Source organism: Kribbella sp. NPDC050459 (assembly GCF_040655315.1).
Lineage (GTDB): Bacteria > Actinomycetota > Actinomycetes > Propionibacteriales > Kribbellaceae > Kribbella.
Genome location: NZ_JBFAJQ010000018.1, coordinates 80,591 through 94,734 on the forward strand (window position 1 = coordinate 80,591; position 14,144 = coordinate 94,734).

The window sequence follows — 14,144 nt, forward strand, 5'->3', positions numbered from 1 at the left end:
TCGAGAGAACACACGTGCTCTGGGGTCGGTGAAATTCCGAGCCGGCGGTGACAGTCCGCGACCCGTGATTCCGCGAGGAGGAGCGGTTGACCTGGTGGAACTCCAGGACCGACGGTGAAAGTCCGGATGGGAAGACGCACGTGGCAGTCGCACGTCCTCGGAAATGGGGGCGTGGGCTTGTCGTTGCCCCCGGAGTGCTCTGCGTGCACTGCCGAGAGGACAACGACCGTGAACACCGTCACCAGCCTGGACACCATCGAGCGCGCCGTCGCCGAGATCGCCGTCGGGCGACCCGTGGTGGTCGTCGACGACGAGGACCGCGAGAACGAGGGCGACCTGACCTTCGCCGCCAGCCTCGCGACCCCCGAGTTGATGGCCCTGCTCGTCCGCCACACCAGCGGCTACGTCTGCGCGCCTGCCGCGCCGGAGATCCTGGACCGGCTCGAGTTGCCGCTGATGGTGCCGGACAACCAGGACAGCCTGCGGACGGCGTACACCGTGTCCGTCGACGCGGCGACCGGCGTCGGCACCGGCATCTCCGCCGCGGACCGGGCGCGGACCGTCCGCGTGCTGGCCGATCCCTCGGCGCAGCGCGCGGACCTGATCCGGCCCGGCCACATTCTGCCGTTGCGCGCCGTCGACGGCGGAGTCCGGCAGCGGCCCGGTCACACCGAGGCCACCGTCGAACTCGTCCGGCTGGCCGGACTGCCGCCGGTCGGCGTGATCGGCGAGCTCATGAACGACGACGGCACCCTGATGACCGGCGCCGACCTGCGCGGTTTCGCCGACGCTCATGGCTTCGCGATGATCTCGATCGCGGATCTCGTCAGCTACCTGGCCTGAGCAGCTTGCGGGCGGCGTCGGCGATGCCGTCCGCGGACAGGCCGTACCGGTCGAGCAGGTAGCCGGCCGACCCCGTCGGCGCGAACTCGCCGATGCCGAGGATCGACACCCGGGTCGGGTGGTGCTGGACGACGGTCTCCGCGACCGCACCGCCGAGCCCGCCTCCCGGCACCGCTTCCTCGGCAGTCACGATGCCGGCCGTCTCCCGCGCGGCCGCGACCACGGCGTCGACGTCCAGCGGTTTCACCGTCGGCATCGACAGCACCCGGGCCGAGATCCCTTCCGCGGCGAGCCGTTCCGCGGCGGCCAGCGCCCGCCACAGCACGGTCCCGTTGCTGATCACGGTGACGTCGTTGCCTTCGCGGACCGTGATCGCCTTGCCGAGCCGGAACTCGTAGTCGTCGGCGTACACCTTCGGCACGCTCATCCGGCTGACCCGGATGAACACCGGCCCGTGCGCGGCGGCCGCCCAGCGCAGCGCGGCCGCGGTCTCGACCGGATCCGCCGGCACGATGATCCGCAGGCCGTCGATCGCGCGCAGCCAGGCGATGTCCTCGATCGAGTGGTGTGTCGGGCCGAGCTCGCCGTACGCGACGCCCGGGCTCATCCCGCACAGCTTCACGTTGGTGTTCGAGTACGCGACGTCGGCCTTGATCTGTTCGAGCGCACGCCCGGTGAGAAAGCAGGACGCCGCCGACACGAACGGGATCCGGCCGCCGTTGGCCAGCCCGGACGCGACCCCGACCATGTCCTGCTCGGCGATGCCGACGTTGATCAGCCGGTCCGGGAACGCCTTGCGGAAGCTGTTCAGCTTGCTCGACCCGACGGAGTCGTTGACCACACCCACGATCCGGTGATCGGCCTCGGCGAGCTCCGCGAGCGTCTCGACGTACGCGTCCCGGCAGTCGTACCGGGGCTGGTCGGCGATCGAAGGGGTGTGTACGGCGGTCATGCCGGCTCCTTGGCAAATCCGGGAACAACAGCTTCCAGCTCGGTCAGTGCCTGCTGGAACTCCGCCGCATCCGGCACCCGGTGGTGCCAGGCGACGTTGTTGCTCATGAACGAGATCGGGTGGCCCTTGTGCGTGTGGGCGATCACGAAGGTCGGCTTGCCCGGGCGGAACGGTACGGCGGACAGCACGTCGAGCAGCTCGCCGTGGTCGTGGCCGTTCACCTCGACCACCGCGAATCCGAACGCGGCCGCCTTCTCCGGCAGCGGGTCGAGGTCGTTGGTCTCCTTGGTGGTCGCGCCCTGCTGCAGCCGGTTCCGGTCGACGATCACGGTCAGCCGGTCCAGCTGGTACTGCGAGGCCGCCATCATCGCCTCCCAGTTCGACCCCTCCTGCAGCTCGCCGTCGCCGACCAGGACGTACGTCCGCCGCAGCGAGACGTCGAGCTTGGCCGACAGGGCATGACCGACCGCGACCGGCAGGCCGTGCCCGAGCGGGCCGGTGTTCGCCTCGACGCCGGCGACCTTGTTCCGGTTCGGGTGCCCGTTCAGCGCGGACAGCGGTTTGAGGAAGGTCGCCAGCTCCTCGACCGGCAGGAACCCGAACGCGGCGAGCGTTGTGTACAGCGCCCCGGCGACATGGCCCTTGCTGAGGATGAAGCGGTCCCGCTCCGGGTCGTCGACCGCGTCGGGCGAGATGTCGAGCACGGCGCCGTACAGCGTGGCCAGGATGTCGATGGCGGAGAAGTCACCGCCGATGTGCCCGGCGCCGGCGTGGTGGACCAGCTTCAGGTCCTGGATCCGGATCTGCTGGGCGGCCTCGGCGATGTGCACGATCTGCTCGGCGCGGCTGCTGTGGATCGGCAGCCGTCCGAGGACCGGCAGCGTCGCGTGCTCGACTGTCAGCGTCATACGATCTCCGCCATCGAACTCAGCAGGACCTTCTGGACCAGCTTCTGCGCCGCGAGGGCGTCGTGGGACGCCTGCGCCGCCGCCAGCGCCTCCTCGTCCAGGACGTCGAGCGCGTGGTGCACCGCCTTCAGGAAGGTGATCGCCTGCTTCGCGGCCTGCACGCTGTCCTCGCGGAACGGGAACTGGTCGAGCTGCCAGACGCCGTCCCAGTTGTTCCGGCGCAGCGTGTGGAAGAACTCGAACGTCTCGACCAGGTGCACCGAGCCGACCACCATGTCGTCGTCCCAGCCGCGCAGGTTGTCGTTGACGTCGATCGCGAACAGCCGGCCGTAGTCGATCGCCAGCTGCGCCGCGTCGGCCGGCGTCTCCTGGCCGTACAGCGAGTGGCCGAAGTCGAGCAGGATGCCGAGGTTCGGCAGGCCGATCTTCTCGATGCCGAGCAGCGTGCGCGCGACGTTCGGGAAGATGATCTTCACCCGCGGCTCGCGCGGCTTGTACTCGATCACGAAGTTGATGTCGGGATGCGCCGACACCAGCTCCTTGAGCCCGTCCAGCGCCAGGTTCCAGATGTCGTGGTAGTTGACCTGGAACGGATAGTCCCAGCCGTCCTGGCCGGGCCACAGCTTCACGTACGAGCAGCCCAGGTCCTTGGCCAGCTCGGTTGCCTGGTGCAACAGCTCCAGCGCCTGCTGACGGACCTTCGGGTCCGGGTTCGTGAACGACCCCTTGACGAAGTCCTTGGTGTAGATCTCCGGCGTGATCGCGATCGCCTTCAGGTTGTTCCGCTGCAGCGCGGCCTTCACCTCGTCGAGCGTGCCGTCGTACCCGGCGAACGGCCAGTTCAGGTCGACGACGGAGAGGTCGCCGACGGCGCCGGCCCGGTCGATCTGCTCCAGCAGCCCGACGGGCTCGCCGTACCCGTCGGTGGCGTAACGGTCCTTGTAGGTGGCGAAGTGCCAGATACCCGCGCCGAAGACCGGCATGTCTGTCATGGTTTCGATTCTCCTTGTCATGGGGCGGTGTGGGGCGGTGTCAGCCCTTCAGCGAGCCGGCGGTGAGGCCGCCGACGATCCAGCGCTGAAGGAGGGTGTAAGCGATCAGGATCGGCACGACGGCGATCAGGATGCCTGCCGCGAGGCCGGTGTTGTTGTTGGCGAACTGGCCCTGGAAGTTCAGCAGCCCGACCGGGATGGTCTTGTGCGCGTCGGAGTTCAGCAGGATCAGCGCGAACAGGAACTCGTTCCAGGTCGCGACCGCGTCCAGGATCGCCACCGTGACGAGGGCCGGCACCGACAGCGGCAGGATGATCGTGAAGAACACCCGCCAGTCGCCGGCGCCGTCCACCCGGGCGGCCTCGATGATCTCGTCCGGGAGCTGCCGGAAGAACGACTGCAGCACCAGCACCTCGAACGGGATGCCGAAGGCCAGGTACGGCCCGATCAGCCCGAAGATGCTGTCGGTCGCACCGGCCTGCCGCATCATGATGAAGACCGGCACGATCGTGATGTAGATCGGGATCGTCAGCCCGAGGAACACCGAGAACATCACCGTCCGGCGGAACTTCATCCGCAGCTTGGCCAGCGCGAACCCGAGCATCGCCGACACCAGCACACCGAGCGGCACCTTGATCGCGGCCAGGATCGCGCTGTTCTTGTACGTCGTGGCGAAGTTGCCGATGCCCCACGCGTCCTTGAAGTTGGACCAGGTGAGCTGATCGGGCCAGGACAGCGGCCCGTTGCCGATGAAGTCGGACAGCGGGCGTACGGCGGTGATCACCAGCAGTGCCAGCGGTGAGATCCAGAAGAGCGCTATCACCGCCAGGACGAGCGTCATCACCAGGCCGCGACGCCCTTTGGGACCGGAACTGATCGGTTCGGTGGCGGCAGCCTGAGCCGGCGCGGTCACCTGGGCCGGGGCGATGGTGGTCATGAGGCCTCCCTGGTCTGGGAGCGGACGTACGGGATGCCTACCGCGATCGCTACCAGCGTGATCACGACGGCGATCGCGGTGCCGTAACCGGCTTGGTAGTACTGGAAGACGTTGAAGTACATCCACGTCCCCATCACCTGCGTCGACGTCCCGGGACCGCCGTACGTCATCGCGTAGATCATGTCGAAGACCTTGAACGAGTCGATCAGCGACAGCGCCAGCACGATGTAGTGCGCCGGCCGCAGGCTCGGCATCGTCACGTGCCAGAACTGCTGCCACTTCGTCGCGCCGTCGACGGTCGCTGCCTCGTACAGCTCGTTCGGGATACCCTGCAGCGCGGCCAGATAGAGCAGCATCGGGAACCCGGTGCGCAACCAGATCGCCGGCACCATCACGGCCCACAGCGCGGTCGAGTCCTGCCCGAGCCACGCCTGCGCCAGCCCGTCCAGCCCGATCAGCCGCAGGAACGAGTTGATTGCGCCGTACTGCGGGTTGTACAGCCAGCCCCAGATGCTCGCGATGGACACGAGCGGCAGCACCGCGGGCGTGTAGAAGATCAGCCGCAGGATCGGCTTGCCGTGCACCTTGCCGTTCAGCGCGATCGCCAGCAGGAGCCCGATCACGGTCGGTACGGCGATCGTGACCACGGTCCAGATCAGGTTGTTCTTCACCGCGGTGACGACCACCGGGTCCTGCGGCAGCTTGAAGTAGTTGTCCAGCCCGACGAACTTGTACGTCGCGCTCAGGCCGTCCCAGTTGGTCAGGCTGAACCACAGTGACGACAACGCCGGGTACACCAGGAACGCGACGTAGACCGCCAGGGCGGGCAGGGCGAACAACCACGGCGACCAGCGGCCTCCGCGTTTCGGCTTGGCGACTGCGACTGAGGTGGCCATGCGCTCAGCTCTTCGCCCAGGCGGAGACGATCTCCTGCATCTTCTTGGCCGCGGCGTCCGGCGCGACCGAGCCCTGCAGCAGGTCGCTCTGGACACTGAAGTACTGGTCGGCCTGCTTCTTCGGGAACGCCTGGTCCTGGATCGTGTAGAACGGGTTGCTGCCGTACTTCTGCGCCCACTCGGCCGCCAGCGGCAGCGTCTTCGGGTCGGGCTCGGCGCCCTTGACCGTGGAGGCAGTGACCTGCAGCGCCTTCTGAGTGGCCGGCTGGATGATGAAGTCGATGAGCGCCGCGGCCTTGTCCGCGTTGCCGGACTTCGCGTTGATCATGTAGCCCTCGACGAACCCGGAGTGCCGGGCCGGGCTCTTGTCGGTCGGCAGCTCGAAGTTTCCGAACGCCGACGAGCTCTTCTTCGCCGACAGGATCGCCGCGGCCTCGGTCCACGGTCCGGTGATCGTGTACGCCGTCTTGCCCTGGACGTACGCCGGCTCGATGTCGGCCGGGTCGAGCCCGAGCGCGCCCTGCGGCAGCCACTTCTTGTCCTGCCACTTCTTGAACAGCGCGAACGCCTCGACCACCTCGGGCCGGTCCCAGCTCTCGGCGCCGGTCAGCAGCTTGTCGTGCAACTCCGGTCCCGCGGTGTGCTCGAGCAGGTACTCGAACAGCCGCATGATGTGCCAGCCGTACTTGCCGCCGGTCCCGAGCGGCGTCACTCCGACGGCCACCAGCTTGTCGTTGATCGCCTCCAGCTCGGCGTAGGTCTTCGGCGGGGCGCTGACGCCGGCCTTCGCGAACAGCGACTTGTTGTACCAGGCACCGATCCCGAGGGACACGAACGGCACCCCGGCCTTCATCCCGTCGAAGGTCATCCCGCCGATCGCCTGGGTGTTGATCTTCGAGTCCCAGCCGTACTTGGAGTAGTACGGCGTCAGGTCGAGCGCCTGCTTGGCCTTCGCGAACGGCGCTCCGATCTGGCCGCCCCAGATCCGCCAGACGTCCGGGCCCTTGCCGCCGAGCAGTTCCGTGCGCAGCTTGTCCGGGTACACCGCCGCCCCCGATCCGGGCAGGCTGTCGACCGTGGTCGTGGTCCCGTTCTGCTCGTCGAACTTCTTCACCTGCGCCTTCAGCAACCCGATCGTCTCGTCCCCCTCGTAGGTGAACAGCCGCAGGTTGTTCGACGCTGCCTGAGTGGCTCCCCCGCCGGTCGACGTACCACCGCCCGTGCAGGCGGACAGACCGGCGCCGAGCGCGGCGGCGGACGTGAGACCGAGGAATCCCCGGCGGGAGAGGTTGCTCATGAGTTGCTCCTTAGGCGGGCAAAACGGCGGATCTTGGCGAACATGTCCTCGAGCAGGAACCGGACGTCGACCTGCTCGCAGACCTGGATGGGGTTGTCGGTGCCGGGCAGGTACCAGCCGTCGACACCGAAGCGCGGCGCCGGGCGGGTCCGGAAGTTGCCGCTGTGCGGGTAGAGCATCAAGGAGATGGCGGGCGAGTCGCCGAGGGAGCGGGACTCGATCGGCTCGCCGTGCCAGGTGGCGTTCCACTCCACCAGCTGCTCGATCAGGTACTTGCCGAGCGGACCGGCGTCGCCGATCTTCTCCTCGAGCTCGGCGTAGCTGACCGAGACCTTCGTGTAGACGTCGCTCGGGACCTGCCAGACCGTGATCCCGGACCCGAACACGACATTGGCCGCGTGGATGTCGTTCGACAGGTTGAACTCCATCCGGTGGTCGGCGGCGTAGCCGTTGTAGCCGCGGCCGCCGATCCAGATCACGATCACGTTCCGGCCGGCGAGCTCGGGGTCGAGCAGGATCGCCGAGGCCATGTCGGTCAGCGGCCCGAGGAACGACACGAACAGCGGGTCACCCTCGGAGGCCAGCTTGGACTCCGCGATGATGAGCCGGGCGCCGGGCGAGTCGAGCGGGGTCTGCTCGTCCGGGATGCCGGTCGGGGCGCCGTTCGCGACGGTGACCTGACCGGTCAGGTCCATCAGGTCCAGCAGCAGGTCGATCTCCTCGCGGGACTCCTCCATGCTGCGGTCCGATCGGCGCGTGCCGAAGTGCGCGGGGATCAGGCCGCGGACGTCGAAGGTCGGCGACAGCAGCCCGTGCACGATCGCGAACTGGTCGTCCGCCTCGTTCTTGGCATCGGTGTTGATGATCACCCGGCGTCTGCTCGGCTTCACGCGGTCTCCTCCGGCTTGTCGTGCGAATAGATATTCACTACTGCATAGCCTGTCGCCATGAGTGTCACCACGCGGCTAGAGTCACGTCAAGAGCTCAGTTGAAACTTGGAGGGCCGATGGTCCAGGCGGTACTCGCGATCGACCAGGGCACGACCAACTCCAAGGCGGTCCTGGTCGCCGCCGACGGAACCGTGCTCGGCACCGGCTCGGCCCCCGCCACTCTCTCGACCCCGCACCCCGGCTGGGTGGAGCAGGACGCCGAGAACCTGTGGCAGAGCGTTCTCCAGGCTGTGGGGTCCTGCCTCACACCGGAGGTGGAGGTCGTGGGGATCGCGCTGTCCACCCAGCGCGAGTCCGTGGTCGGCTGGAATTCCTCGGGCGAGTCGGTCGGTCCGGTGCTCGGCTGGCAGGATGTTCGCACCACTAGTTGGTGTACCCAACTACCTGAGTCCGTCGACGATCTCGTCCGCCGTCGCACGGGGCTGCGGGTCGACGCGATGTTCTCCGCACCGAAGATGCGCTGGCTGCTCGACCGATCCGACGCACTGGTCGGCACCGTCGACTCCTGGCTGACTTACCGCCTGACTGGTTGCCGCGAGCATCTGACCGAGGCGGGGAACGCATCGCGGACCTTGCTGTACGACCTGATGACCCTGGACTGGTCGGAAGAACTACTGGACGCGTTCGGGGTGCCCCGGGATGCGTTGCCCGACGTTCGGGCGTCGGACGCGGGGTTCGGGACCACATCCGGCGTGCCAGGTCTGCCTGACGGGATCCCGATCGTCGCCGTGCTCGCGGACTCGCATGCGGCGATGTACGGGCAAGGGTGTACCGAGGCGGGTCTGGTGAAGGCGACGTACGGGACCGGCTCGTCGGTGATGACGCCGGTGGACGGGTTCGCGCCGGGCGGATGCACGCTGGCCTGGCTGACCGACCGGCCGGTGTACGCGCTGGAAGGCAACATCGTGTCGTCCGGCGCCGCGCTCGCCTGGACCGCGGACCTGCTCGGTCTTCCCGACGTCGGCGCCTTGACGGCTCTCGCGGGGACGGTCACGGCGGCGGAGGGCGTCGTCCTGGTGCCGGCGTTCGCGGGACTCGGCGCACCGCACTGGGACCGGGAAGCGCGGGCGGCCCTGACCGGCATGAGCAGCTCGACGACGCGAGCGCACATCGCGCGGGCGGCCGTCGACGCGGTCGCGCACCAGATCTGCGACATCGCGGACACGATCCCGGGCCCGCTCAGCAGCCTCCGTGCGGACGGCGGCGCGACAGTGTCGGACCTGCTCATGCAGACCCAGGCTGATCTGCTCGGTCATCCGGTCGAGGCGTCCGACGTACCGGAGATTTCCGCTCTGGGTGTCGCCGAGCTGGCCTGGACGAAGCTCGGCGCGACGACCGGCTGGGCGGGCAAACGGTCGTATCGGACGTTCGAGCCCGGTCCCGGCGCCGGCGATCGTGGCCGGCGCCGGGACGAATGGGCTCAGGCGGTCGCGACGGTCCGCGTCACGCCAGCTTGATCCGGAACACGGCCAGCCGGGCGTCGTGGCCGTCGACGTTCATCGGGATCACCTTGGTGTTGACCAGGTCCAGCCGGACCTTGCCGTCACCGGGCAGCCAGTTGATCCGGTCGATGCCCTTGAAGAAGGCCCGGTGCTCGCTGTCCTGGCCGGTGGCCCGCACGTAGCCGGGGTTGTTGGTGTCCGCGGTCCAGATCACCAGGTGGCCCTGGTTGTGGTGCGCCATCACGCGCTCGCGGTGCAGCTTCTTGTGCAGCTGCCACTCGTCCTGCAGGTTCGGGTTCTTGGTGCCGTTGTACGCGTTCGCGATGTAGTGCGAGTTGATCAGGGCGAACTTCAGGCCCGGGTGCGCGCTGTGCTCGACGACCACCTCGTTGATGTACCGGGGCGGCGTCACGTGGGCGATGCCGCCGTGCACGAAGGTGCGCTTCGAGTTCACGATCTTCCACGGGTCCGGGACCGAGATCGGCACCCGGAACGACTTGGGGTCGTGCAGGAACGCGTTGCGGTACTTGCTGCCGAAGTGCCGCGTGATCATCGGCGGCTCACCCGAGTCGCCCTCGCTGATCTCCTGCCAGCCGACGAACGGTCGATGCCCCGGGTCGCCGCCGCGAACCGCCGTGATCGCGGCCTCTCGGGCGCCGAGGTGCTTGCGCCCGATGTTCGCCGTCACGACGGGTAGCCGGAACCACCCCGTCCCTGCCTGCGCCGCCGCGCCCCGCTCCACCGGCCGTGCCGCCGAAGCCGTCTGCGCACCGGCCGCCGAGCCGAGTGCGGCCAGCGCACCTCCACCGAGCATCAACGCTTGCCGCCGGCTGATTCTGTCGGCCATAACCACCTCCACAAGAGTCCGGCCCGCGGGCCGGAGGGCGAATGTCTTGTCGACCGGCTACGACGTACTCGACCGCCCAACCGTTCCGCAGCGTGTCGGAGATCGCTTTCCGTTACAGGTTGACTCGGCCGTGACGCCCACCTATGGTTGCGATCACAGGCTGCGGAAAGCCCTTTCCAAGCCTGCGGGAGGGAGGCGTCCATGTGTGAGTTCGAGCCCGGGCCGGCTGCGGCCCTGCCCGGCGGCATCGGCATCTCGAAGCTGACGGTGTACGACGTCGAGGCGCCCGACGGCCTGGTCGGCGGTACGCCGCACGTCCACCTGGCCTGCTCCGAGGGGTACTGCGTGATCGCCGGCGCCGGCGCCGTACAGGCCCTGAACACGAAGGGTTACACCGAGACCCCGCTGCAGGCCGGGACCGTCGTCTGGTTCGACCCCGGCACGATCCACCGGCTGGTCAACGCCGGCGGGCTGCAGATCCTCACCCTGATGTCCAACTCCGGACTCCCCGAGGCCGGCGACGCCGTCCTGACGCTGCCGCCCGAATACCTCGCCGACCGCGAGACGTACCTGGCGGCGACCGCCCTGACCGGCGAAGGCGCGGCCCGTACCCGGTCGGCGATGGCCCGGCGCGACCTCGCGCTCCAGGGATACGCCGTCCTGCGGGAGCGGTACGAGGCGGAAGGCCCCGCGGCGCTGGACGAGTTCTTCGCGGCAGCGGTCCGGATCGTGCAGCCGCAGCTCGCCGACTGGCGCAAGCGCTGGGAGCAGGGCGCCCGGCGGCTCGCGGACGAGACCGGCGCCGCGCTGGACGCGCTGGAGGCCGGCACCGCGCCGCACCTGCAGACCGCCGAACTCCACCGACTTCCGACCCCTACCGAGTTCGGCCGGCACGGTATGTGCGGCCGCCTCGACGTCTATGACACCACCCGAGCGTGAGAGGTAGAACTGTGAACGAGCGACGCATCGGCATCGTGATGAACGGCGTCACCGGCCGGATGGGCCTGCGCCAGCACCTCGAGCGTTCCATCGTGGCGATCCGGGAGCAGGGCGGACTGCCCGCCGCCGACGGCACGATGATCATCCCCGAACCGATCCTGGTCGGCCGCAACGAACTCAAGCTGCGCCGGATCGCCGAGCAGTACGGGCTGGAGCGGTGGACCACCGATCTGGCCGAGGCGCTGGCCCAGCCGGACGTCGAGATCTACTTCGACTCCCAGCTCACCCAGCTGCGCGAGAAGGGCGTCCGGGCCGCGGTCGAGGCCGGCAAGGCGATCTACTGCGAGAAGCCGATCGCCGAGAGCCTGGACGCGGCCGTCGACCTGGCCAAGCTCGTGGTCGACTCCGGGCTGAAGAACGGCGTGGTGATGGACAAGCTGTCGCTGCCCGGCCTGCGGAAGCTGAAGCGGCTGGTCGACGGCGGGTTCTTCGGCCGGATCCTCTCGGTCCGCGGCGAGTTCGGCTACTGGGTCTTCGAGGGCGACTGGCAGGAGGCGCAGCGGCCGTCCTGGAACTACAAGTCCGAAGAGGGCGGCGGCATCATCCTCGACATGTTCTGCCACTGGCGGTACGTGCTCGACCAGACGTTCGGCTCCGTGAAGTCGGTGTACTGCCAGGGCGCCACGCACATCCCGACGCGGGTCGACGAGAACGGCGACCCGTACACCGCGACCGCCGACGACGCGGCGTACGGCGTGTTCGAGCTCGAGGGCGGGATCGTCGCGCAGCTGAACTCGTCCTGGGCCACGCGGGTGTTCCGCGACGAACTGGTCGAGTTCCACGTCGACGGGACCGAGGGCTCCGCAGTCGCCGGCCTGCGCAACTGCCGCGTCCAGCACCGGTCCGCGACCCCGAAGCCGGTGTGGAACCCGGACATCCCGGTCACCGAGCAGTTCCGCGACCAGTGGGCGACGGTGCCGGACAACGAGCCGATGGACAACGGCTTCAAGGTGCAGTGGGAGATGTTCCTGCGGCACGTGGTCGACGACGCGCCGTTCACCTGGGACTTCGTCGAGGCCGCGAAGGGCGTCCAGCTCGCCGAGCTGGGTCTGAAGTCGTGGCACGAGGGCCGCAAGCTCGAGGTCCCGACGCTCGATCTCGGGGCCAACTGATGGAGCTGAACCTTCCGGTCCACGGGGGACTCGAGAAGTACCGGCTGACCGGCGAACCAGTTGCTCGGGGCACCTATTCGCCGGCGCGCTCACGGCTCGCGTTCGCCGCGGCGCACGTGGTGGCGGATCCGCTCGGGGACAACGCACCCGGGGCGCCCGCGGTGATCGACTGGGAGCACACGCTGGAGTTCCGGCGGCACCTGTGGTCGCTGGGCCTGTCGGTCGCCGAGGCGATGGACACCGCGCAGCGCGGCATGGGCCTCGACTGGGAGGCAACGCAGGAACTGATCCGCCGGTCCGCCGCCGAAGCGCCGGACGGCAGGATCGCCGTTGGGGTCGGCACCGACCAGCTGACGGGTCCGGCCACCCTGGATGCGGTCATCGGTGCGTACGAAGAGCAGTTGGCCGTTGCCGAGGATGTCGGCGCCCGGCCGATCCTGATGGCCAGCCGGGCCTTGTGCGCGGCGGCGGAGTCGCCGGACGACTACCGCAAGGTGTACGACCGCCTTCTCACCCAGTCCGCCAAGCCGGTGATCCTGCACTGGCTGGGCCCCATGTTCGACCCCGCCCTGGAAGGGTACTGGGGCGGCGACTCGTTCGATTCCGCGGCCGCGACCGTCGTGGAACTGATCAACGCCAACGTCGAGAAGGTCGACGGGATCAAGATCAGCCTCCTCGACGCCTCGAAGGAAGTTGCCCTGCGCAACTGCCTGCCCACGGGCGTCCGACTCTACACCGGGGACGACTTCAACTACCCCGAGCTGATCCGCGGCGACGGCGAGCGGCACAGCGACGCGTTGCTCGGAATCTTCGCCGCGATCGCCCCGGCGGCGGCAGCAGCTCTGCACGCGCTGGATGCCGGTGACCTGGACACCTACGAGCGGGTGTTCCAGCCGACCGTACCGTTGGCTCGGCAGATCTTCTCCGCGCCGACGTACTACTACAAGACCGGGATCGCGTTCCTGGCCTGGCTGAACGGGTTCCAGCCCGGGTTCACGATGGTGGGCGGTCTGCAGACCGGCCGGTCGTTGCCGCACCTGGCGGACACCTTCCGGCTCGCGGACCAGGCCGGCGTACTGACGAATCCGGAGCTGGCCGTCGACCGGTTCCGGCAGCTGTTGCGGGTCGGCGGGATCGACGCATGAACCGGTACAGCCTCAACCAGGCGACCACGAAGTACTGGCCGCTCGAGGACGTCGTCGCGGCGAGCGCGAAGGCCGGGCTGGAGTGGATCGGGCTGTGGCGCGAGCCGATCCAGGAGTACGGCGTCGACCAGGCGGCGAAACTGGTCGCCGACGCCGGCCTGAAGGTCTCGTCGCTGTGCCGCAGCGGCTTCTTCACCTCGACCGACGCCGCCGAGCGGAAGGCGAAGATCGAGGACAACCGGCGCGCGATCGACGAGGCCGCGACCATCGGCACGCCGGTCCTCGTGCTCGTCAGCGGCGGACTACCGGCCGGGTCCCGCGACCTCGACGGTGCGCGCGCGATGGTGCGCGACGGGCTCGCCGAGCTGGCGCCGTACGCCGAGGAGCGCGGCGTCACGCTGGCGGTCGAGGCACTGCACCCGATGTTCTGCTCGGACCGCTGCGTGGTGTCGTCGCTGGGCGGCGCGCTCGACCTCGCCGAGCAGTTCCCGGCGTCGCAGGTGGGCGTGATCGTCGACGCCTACCACCTGTGGTGGGACGCGGACGTGTACCGGCAGATCGAGCGGGCCGGCGAGCGGATCGTGTCGTACCAGGTCAGCGACTGGGTGGTTCCGCTGCCCGCGGACACGCTGCTCGGGCGCGGCATGATGGGCGACGGTGCGATCGAGTTGCGCCGGCTGCGCGAGGCCTGCGACGCGGCCGGGTACGACGGACCGATCGAGGTCGAGATCTTCAACCAGCAGTTGTGGGACGCGCCGGGGCAGGAAGTCTTCGACCTGGCGCTGGCGAGGTACCGGGAACACGTCCTCTGACGAAGGAGCCTG

Annotated in this window: 14 protein-coding genes and 1 riboswitch; of the genes, 6 read left to right on the plus strand and 8 right to left on the minus strand. The window is 68.8% G+C overall.

The annotated features are described in order from the left end of the window. The first annotated feature begins 10 nt into the window (after nucleotides 1-10). Nucleotides 11-144: riboswitch (FMN riboswitch) on the plus strand. An 84-nt stretch (nucleotides 145-228) separates the two neighbouring features. Beyond that, nucleotides 229-843, plus strand: a complete 615-nt coding sequence (gene ribB, locus AB0I12_RS38545; protein ID WP_359940061.1) for a 3,4-dihydroxy-2-butanone-4-phosphate synthase — start codon at nucleotides 229-231, stop codon at nucleotides 841-843. Here the strand turns inward: ribB and AB0I12_RS38550 are convergent. From AB0I12_RS38550 to AB0I12_RS38580, 7 genes are read right to left on the minus strand one after another with little or no spacing between them, the layout of a single operon-like run. After that, nucleotides 827-1,795 carry a transketolase C-terminal domain-containing protein gene (locus tag AB0I12_RS38550; RefSeq protein WP_359940064.1) on the minus strand — a complete coding sequence of 323 codons (969 nt, stop codon included), beginning with the start codon at nucleotides 1,793-1,795 and terminating at the stop codon, nucleotides 827-829. The two genes, ribB and AB0I12_RS38550, sit on opposite strands and share 17 nt — an antisense overlap. After that, nucleotides 1,792-2,703, minus strand: a complete 912-nt coding sequence (locus tag AB0I12_RS38555) for a transketolase (protein WP_359940067.1) — start codon at nucleotides 2,701-2,703, stop codon at nucleotides 1,792-1,794. Before AB0I12_RS38555 ends, AB0I12_RS38550 begins: the two co-directional genes overlap by 4 nt. Continuing rightward, a complete protein-coding gene (locus AB0I12_RS38560) occupies nucleotides 2,700-3,695 on the minus strand; it encodes a sugar phosphate isomerase/epimerase family protein (RefSeq protein WP_359940070.1) in 996 nt (331 codons plus the stop codon). The genes AB0I12_RS38555 and AB0I12_RS38560 overlap by 4 nt, the downstream gene beginning before the upstream one ends. Nucleotides 3,696-3,735: 40 nt before the next feature. After that, complete coding sequence (locus AB0I12_RS38565; RefSeq protein ID WP_355693010.1) at nucleotides 3,736-4,632, minus strand: carbohydrate ABC transporter permease; 897 nt, start codon at nucleotides 4,630-4,632, stop codon at nucleotides 3,736-3,738. Beyond that, nucleotides 4,629-5,528 carry a sugar ABC transporter permease gene (locus AB0I12_RS38570; protein ID WP_359940073.1) on the minus strand — a complete coding sequence of 300 codons (900 nt, stop codon included), beginning with the start codon at nucleotides 5,526-5,528 and terminating at the stop codon, nucleotides 4,629-4,631. Before AB0I12_RS38570 ends, AB0I12_RS38565 begins: the two co-directional genes overlap by 4 nt. Before the next feature lie 4 nt (nucleotides 5,529-5,532). Next, nucleotides 5,533-6,825: an extracellular solute-binding protein gene (locus AB0I12_RS38575; RefSeq protein WP_359940076.1), complete on the minus strand. Its 1,293-nt coding sequence runs from the start codon at nucleotides 6,823-6,825 to the stop codon at nucleotides 5,533-5,535. Continuing rightward, nucleotides 6,822-7,715 carry a nucleoside hydrolase gene (locus AB0I12_RS38580; RefSeq protein ID WP_359940079.1) on the minus strand — a complete coding sequence of 298 codons (894 nt, stop codon included), beginning with the start codon at nucleotides 7,713-7,715 and terminating at the stop codon, nucleotides 6,822-6,824. The genes AB0I12_RS38575 and AB0I12_RS38580 overlap by 4 nt, the downstream gene beginning before the upstream one ends. 116 nt (nucleotides 7,716-7,831) lie before the next feature. On the opposite strand from AB0I12_RS38580, the gene AB0I12_RS38585 reads away from it, so the two are divergent. Continuing rightward, nucleotides 7,832-9,232: an FGGY family carbohydrate kinase gene (locus tag AB0I12_RS38585; RefSeq protein WP_359940082.1), complete on the plus strand. Its 1,401-nt coding sequence runs from the start codon at nucleotides 7,832-7,834 to the stop codon at nucleotides 9,230-9,232. Here AB0I12_RS38585 and AB0I12_RS38590 read toward each other — a convergent pair. Beyond that, complete coding sequence (locus tag AB0I12_RS38590) at nucleotides 9,219-10,064, minus strand: hypothetical protein (protein WP_359940085.1); 846 nt, start codon at nucleotides 10,062-10,064, stop codon at nucleotides 9,219-9,221. The genes AB0I12_RS38585 and AB0I12_RS38590 overlap by 14 nt on opposite strands. 201 nt (nucleotides 10,065-10,265) lie before the next feature. Here AB0I12_RS38590 and AB0I12_RS38595 point away from each other — a divergent pair, with 201 nt between their 5' ends. The 4 genes from AB0I12_RS38595 to AB0I12_RS38610 are packed head-to-tail and all read left to right on the plus strand — an operon-like array spanning nucleotide 10,266 to nucleotide 14,132. Then, entirely contained in the window at nucleotides 10,266-11,003 is a 738-nt protein-coding gene (locus tag AB0I12_RS38595; protein WP_359940088.1) for a cupin domain-containing protein, read from the plus strand. An 11-nt stretch (nucleotides 11,004-11,014) separates the two neighbouring features. Further along, on the plus strand, nucleotides 11,015-12,175 hold the full coding sequence (locus tag AB0I12_RS38600) for a Gfo/Idh/MocA family oxidoreductase (RefSeq protein ID WP_359940091.1): 1,161 nt from the start codon (nucleotides 11,015-11,017) through the stop codon (nucleotides 12,173-12,175). Continuing rightward, a complete protein-coding gene (locus AB0I12_RS38605) occupies nucleotides 12,175-13,320 on the plus strand; it encodes a dihydrodipicolinate synthase family protein (RefSeq protein ID WP_359940094.1) in 1,146 nt (381 codons plus the stop codon). Before AB0I12_RS38600 ends, AB0I12_RS38605 begins: the two co-directional genes overlap by 1 nt. Continuing rightward, nucleotides 13,317-14,132, plus strand: a complete 816-nt coding sequence (locus AB0I12_RS38610) for a sugar phosphate isomerase/epimerase (protein WP_359940097.1) — start codon at nucleotides 13,317-13,319, stop codon at nucleotides 14,130-14,132. Before AB0I12_RS38605 ends, AB0I12_RS38610 begins: the two co-directional genes overlap by 4 nt. Nucleotides 14,133-14,144: the final 12 nt, after the last annotated feature.

Excerpts from the sequence above, each read along its gene's own strand:
- AB0I12_RS38550 (WP_359940064.1), bottom strand. The coding sequence starts at position 1,795 with ATGACCGCCGTACACACCCCTTCGATCGCCGACCAGCCCCGGTACGAC.
- AB0I12_RS38555 (WP_359940067.1), bottom strand. The coding sequence starts at position 2,703 with ATGACGCTGACAGTCGAGCACGCGACGCTGCCGGTCCTCGGACGGCTG.
- AB0I12_RS38560 (WP_359940070.1), bottom strand. The coding sequence starts at position 3,695 with ATGACAGACATGCCGGTCTTCGGCGCGGGTATCTGGCACTTCGCCACC.
- AB0I12_RS38565 (WP_355693010.1), bottom strand. The coding sequence starts at position 4,632 with ATGACCACCATCGCCCCGGCCCAGGTGACCGCGCCGGCTCAGGCTGCC.
- AB0I12_RS38570 (WP_359940073.1), bottom strand. The coding sequence starts at position 5,528 with ATGGCCACCTCAGTCGCAGTCGCCAAGCCGAAACGCGGAGGCCGCTGG.
- AB0I12_RS38575 (WP_359940076.1), bottom strand. The coding sequence starts at position 6,825 with ATGAGCAACCTCTCCCGCCGGGGATTCCTCGGTCTCACGTCCGCCGCC.
- AB0I12_RS38585 (WP_359940082.1), top strand. The coding sequence starts at position 7,832 with ATGGTCCAGGCGGTACTCGCGATCGACCAGGGCACGACCAACTCCAAG.
- AB0I12_RS38590 (WP_359940085.1), bottom strand. The coding sequence starts at position 10,064 with ATGGCCGACAGAATCAGCCGGCGGCAAGCGTTGATGCTCGGTGGAGGT.
- AB0I12_RS38595 (WP_359940088.1), top strand. The coding sequence starts at position 10,266 with ATGTGTGAGTTCGAGCCCGGGCCGGCTGCGGCCCTGCCCGGCGGCATC.
- AB0I12_RS38605 (WP_359940094.1), top strand. The coding sequence starts at position 12,175 with ATGGAGCTGAACCTTCCGGTCCACGGGGGACTCGAGAAGTACCGGCTG.
- AB0I12_RS38610 (WP_359940097.1), top strand. The coding sequence starts at position 13,317 with ATGAACCGGTACAGCCTCAACCAGGCGACCACGAAGTACTGGCCGCTC.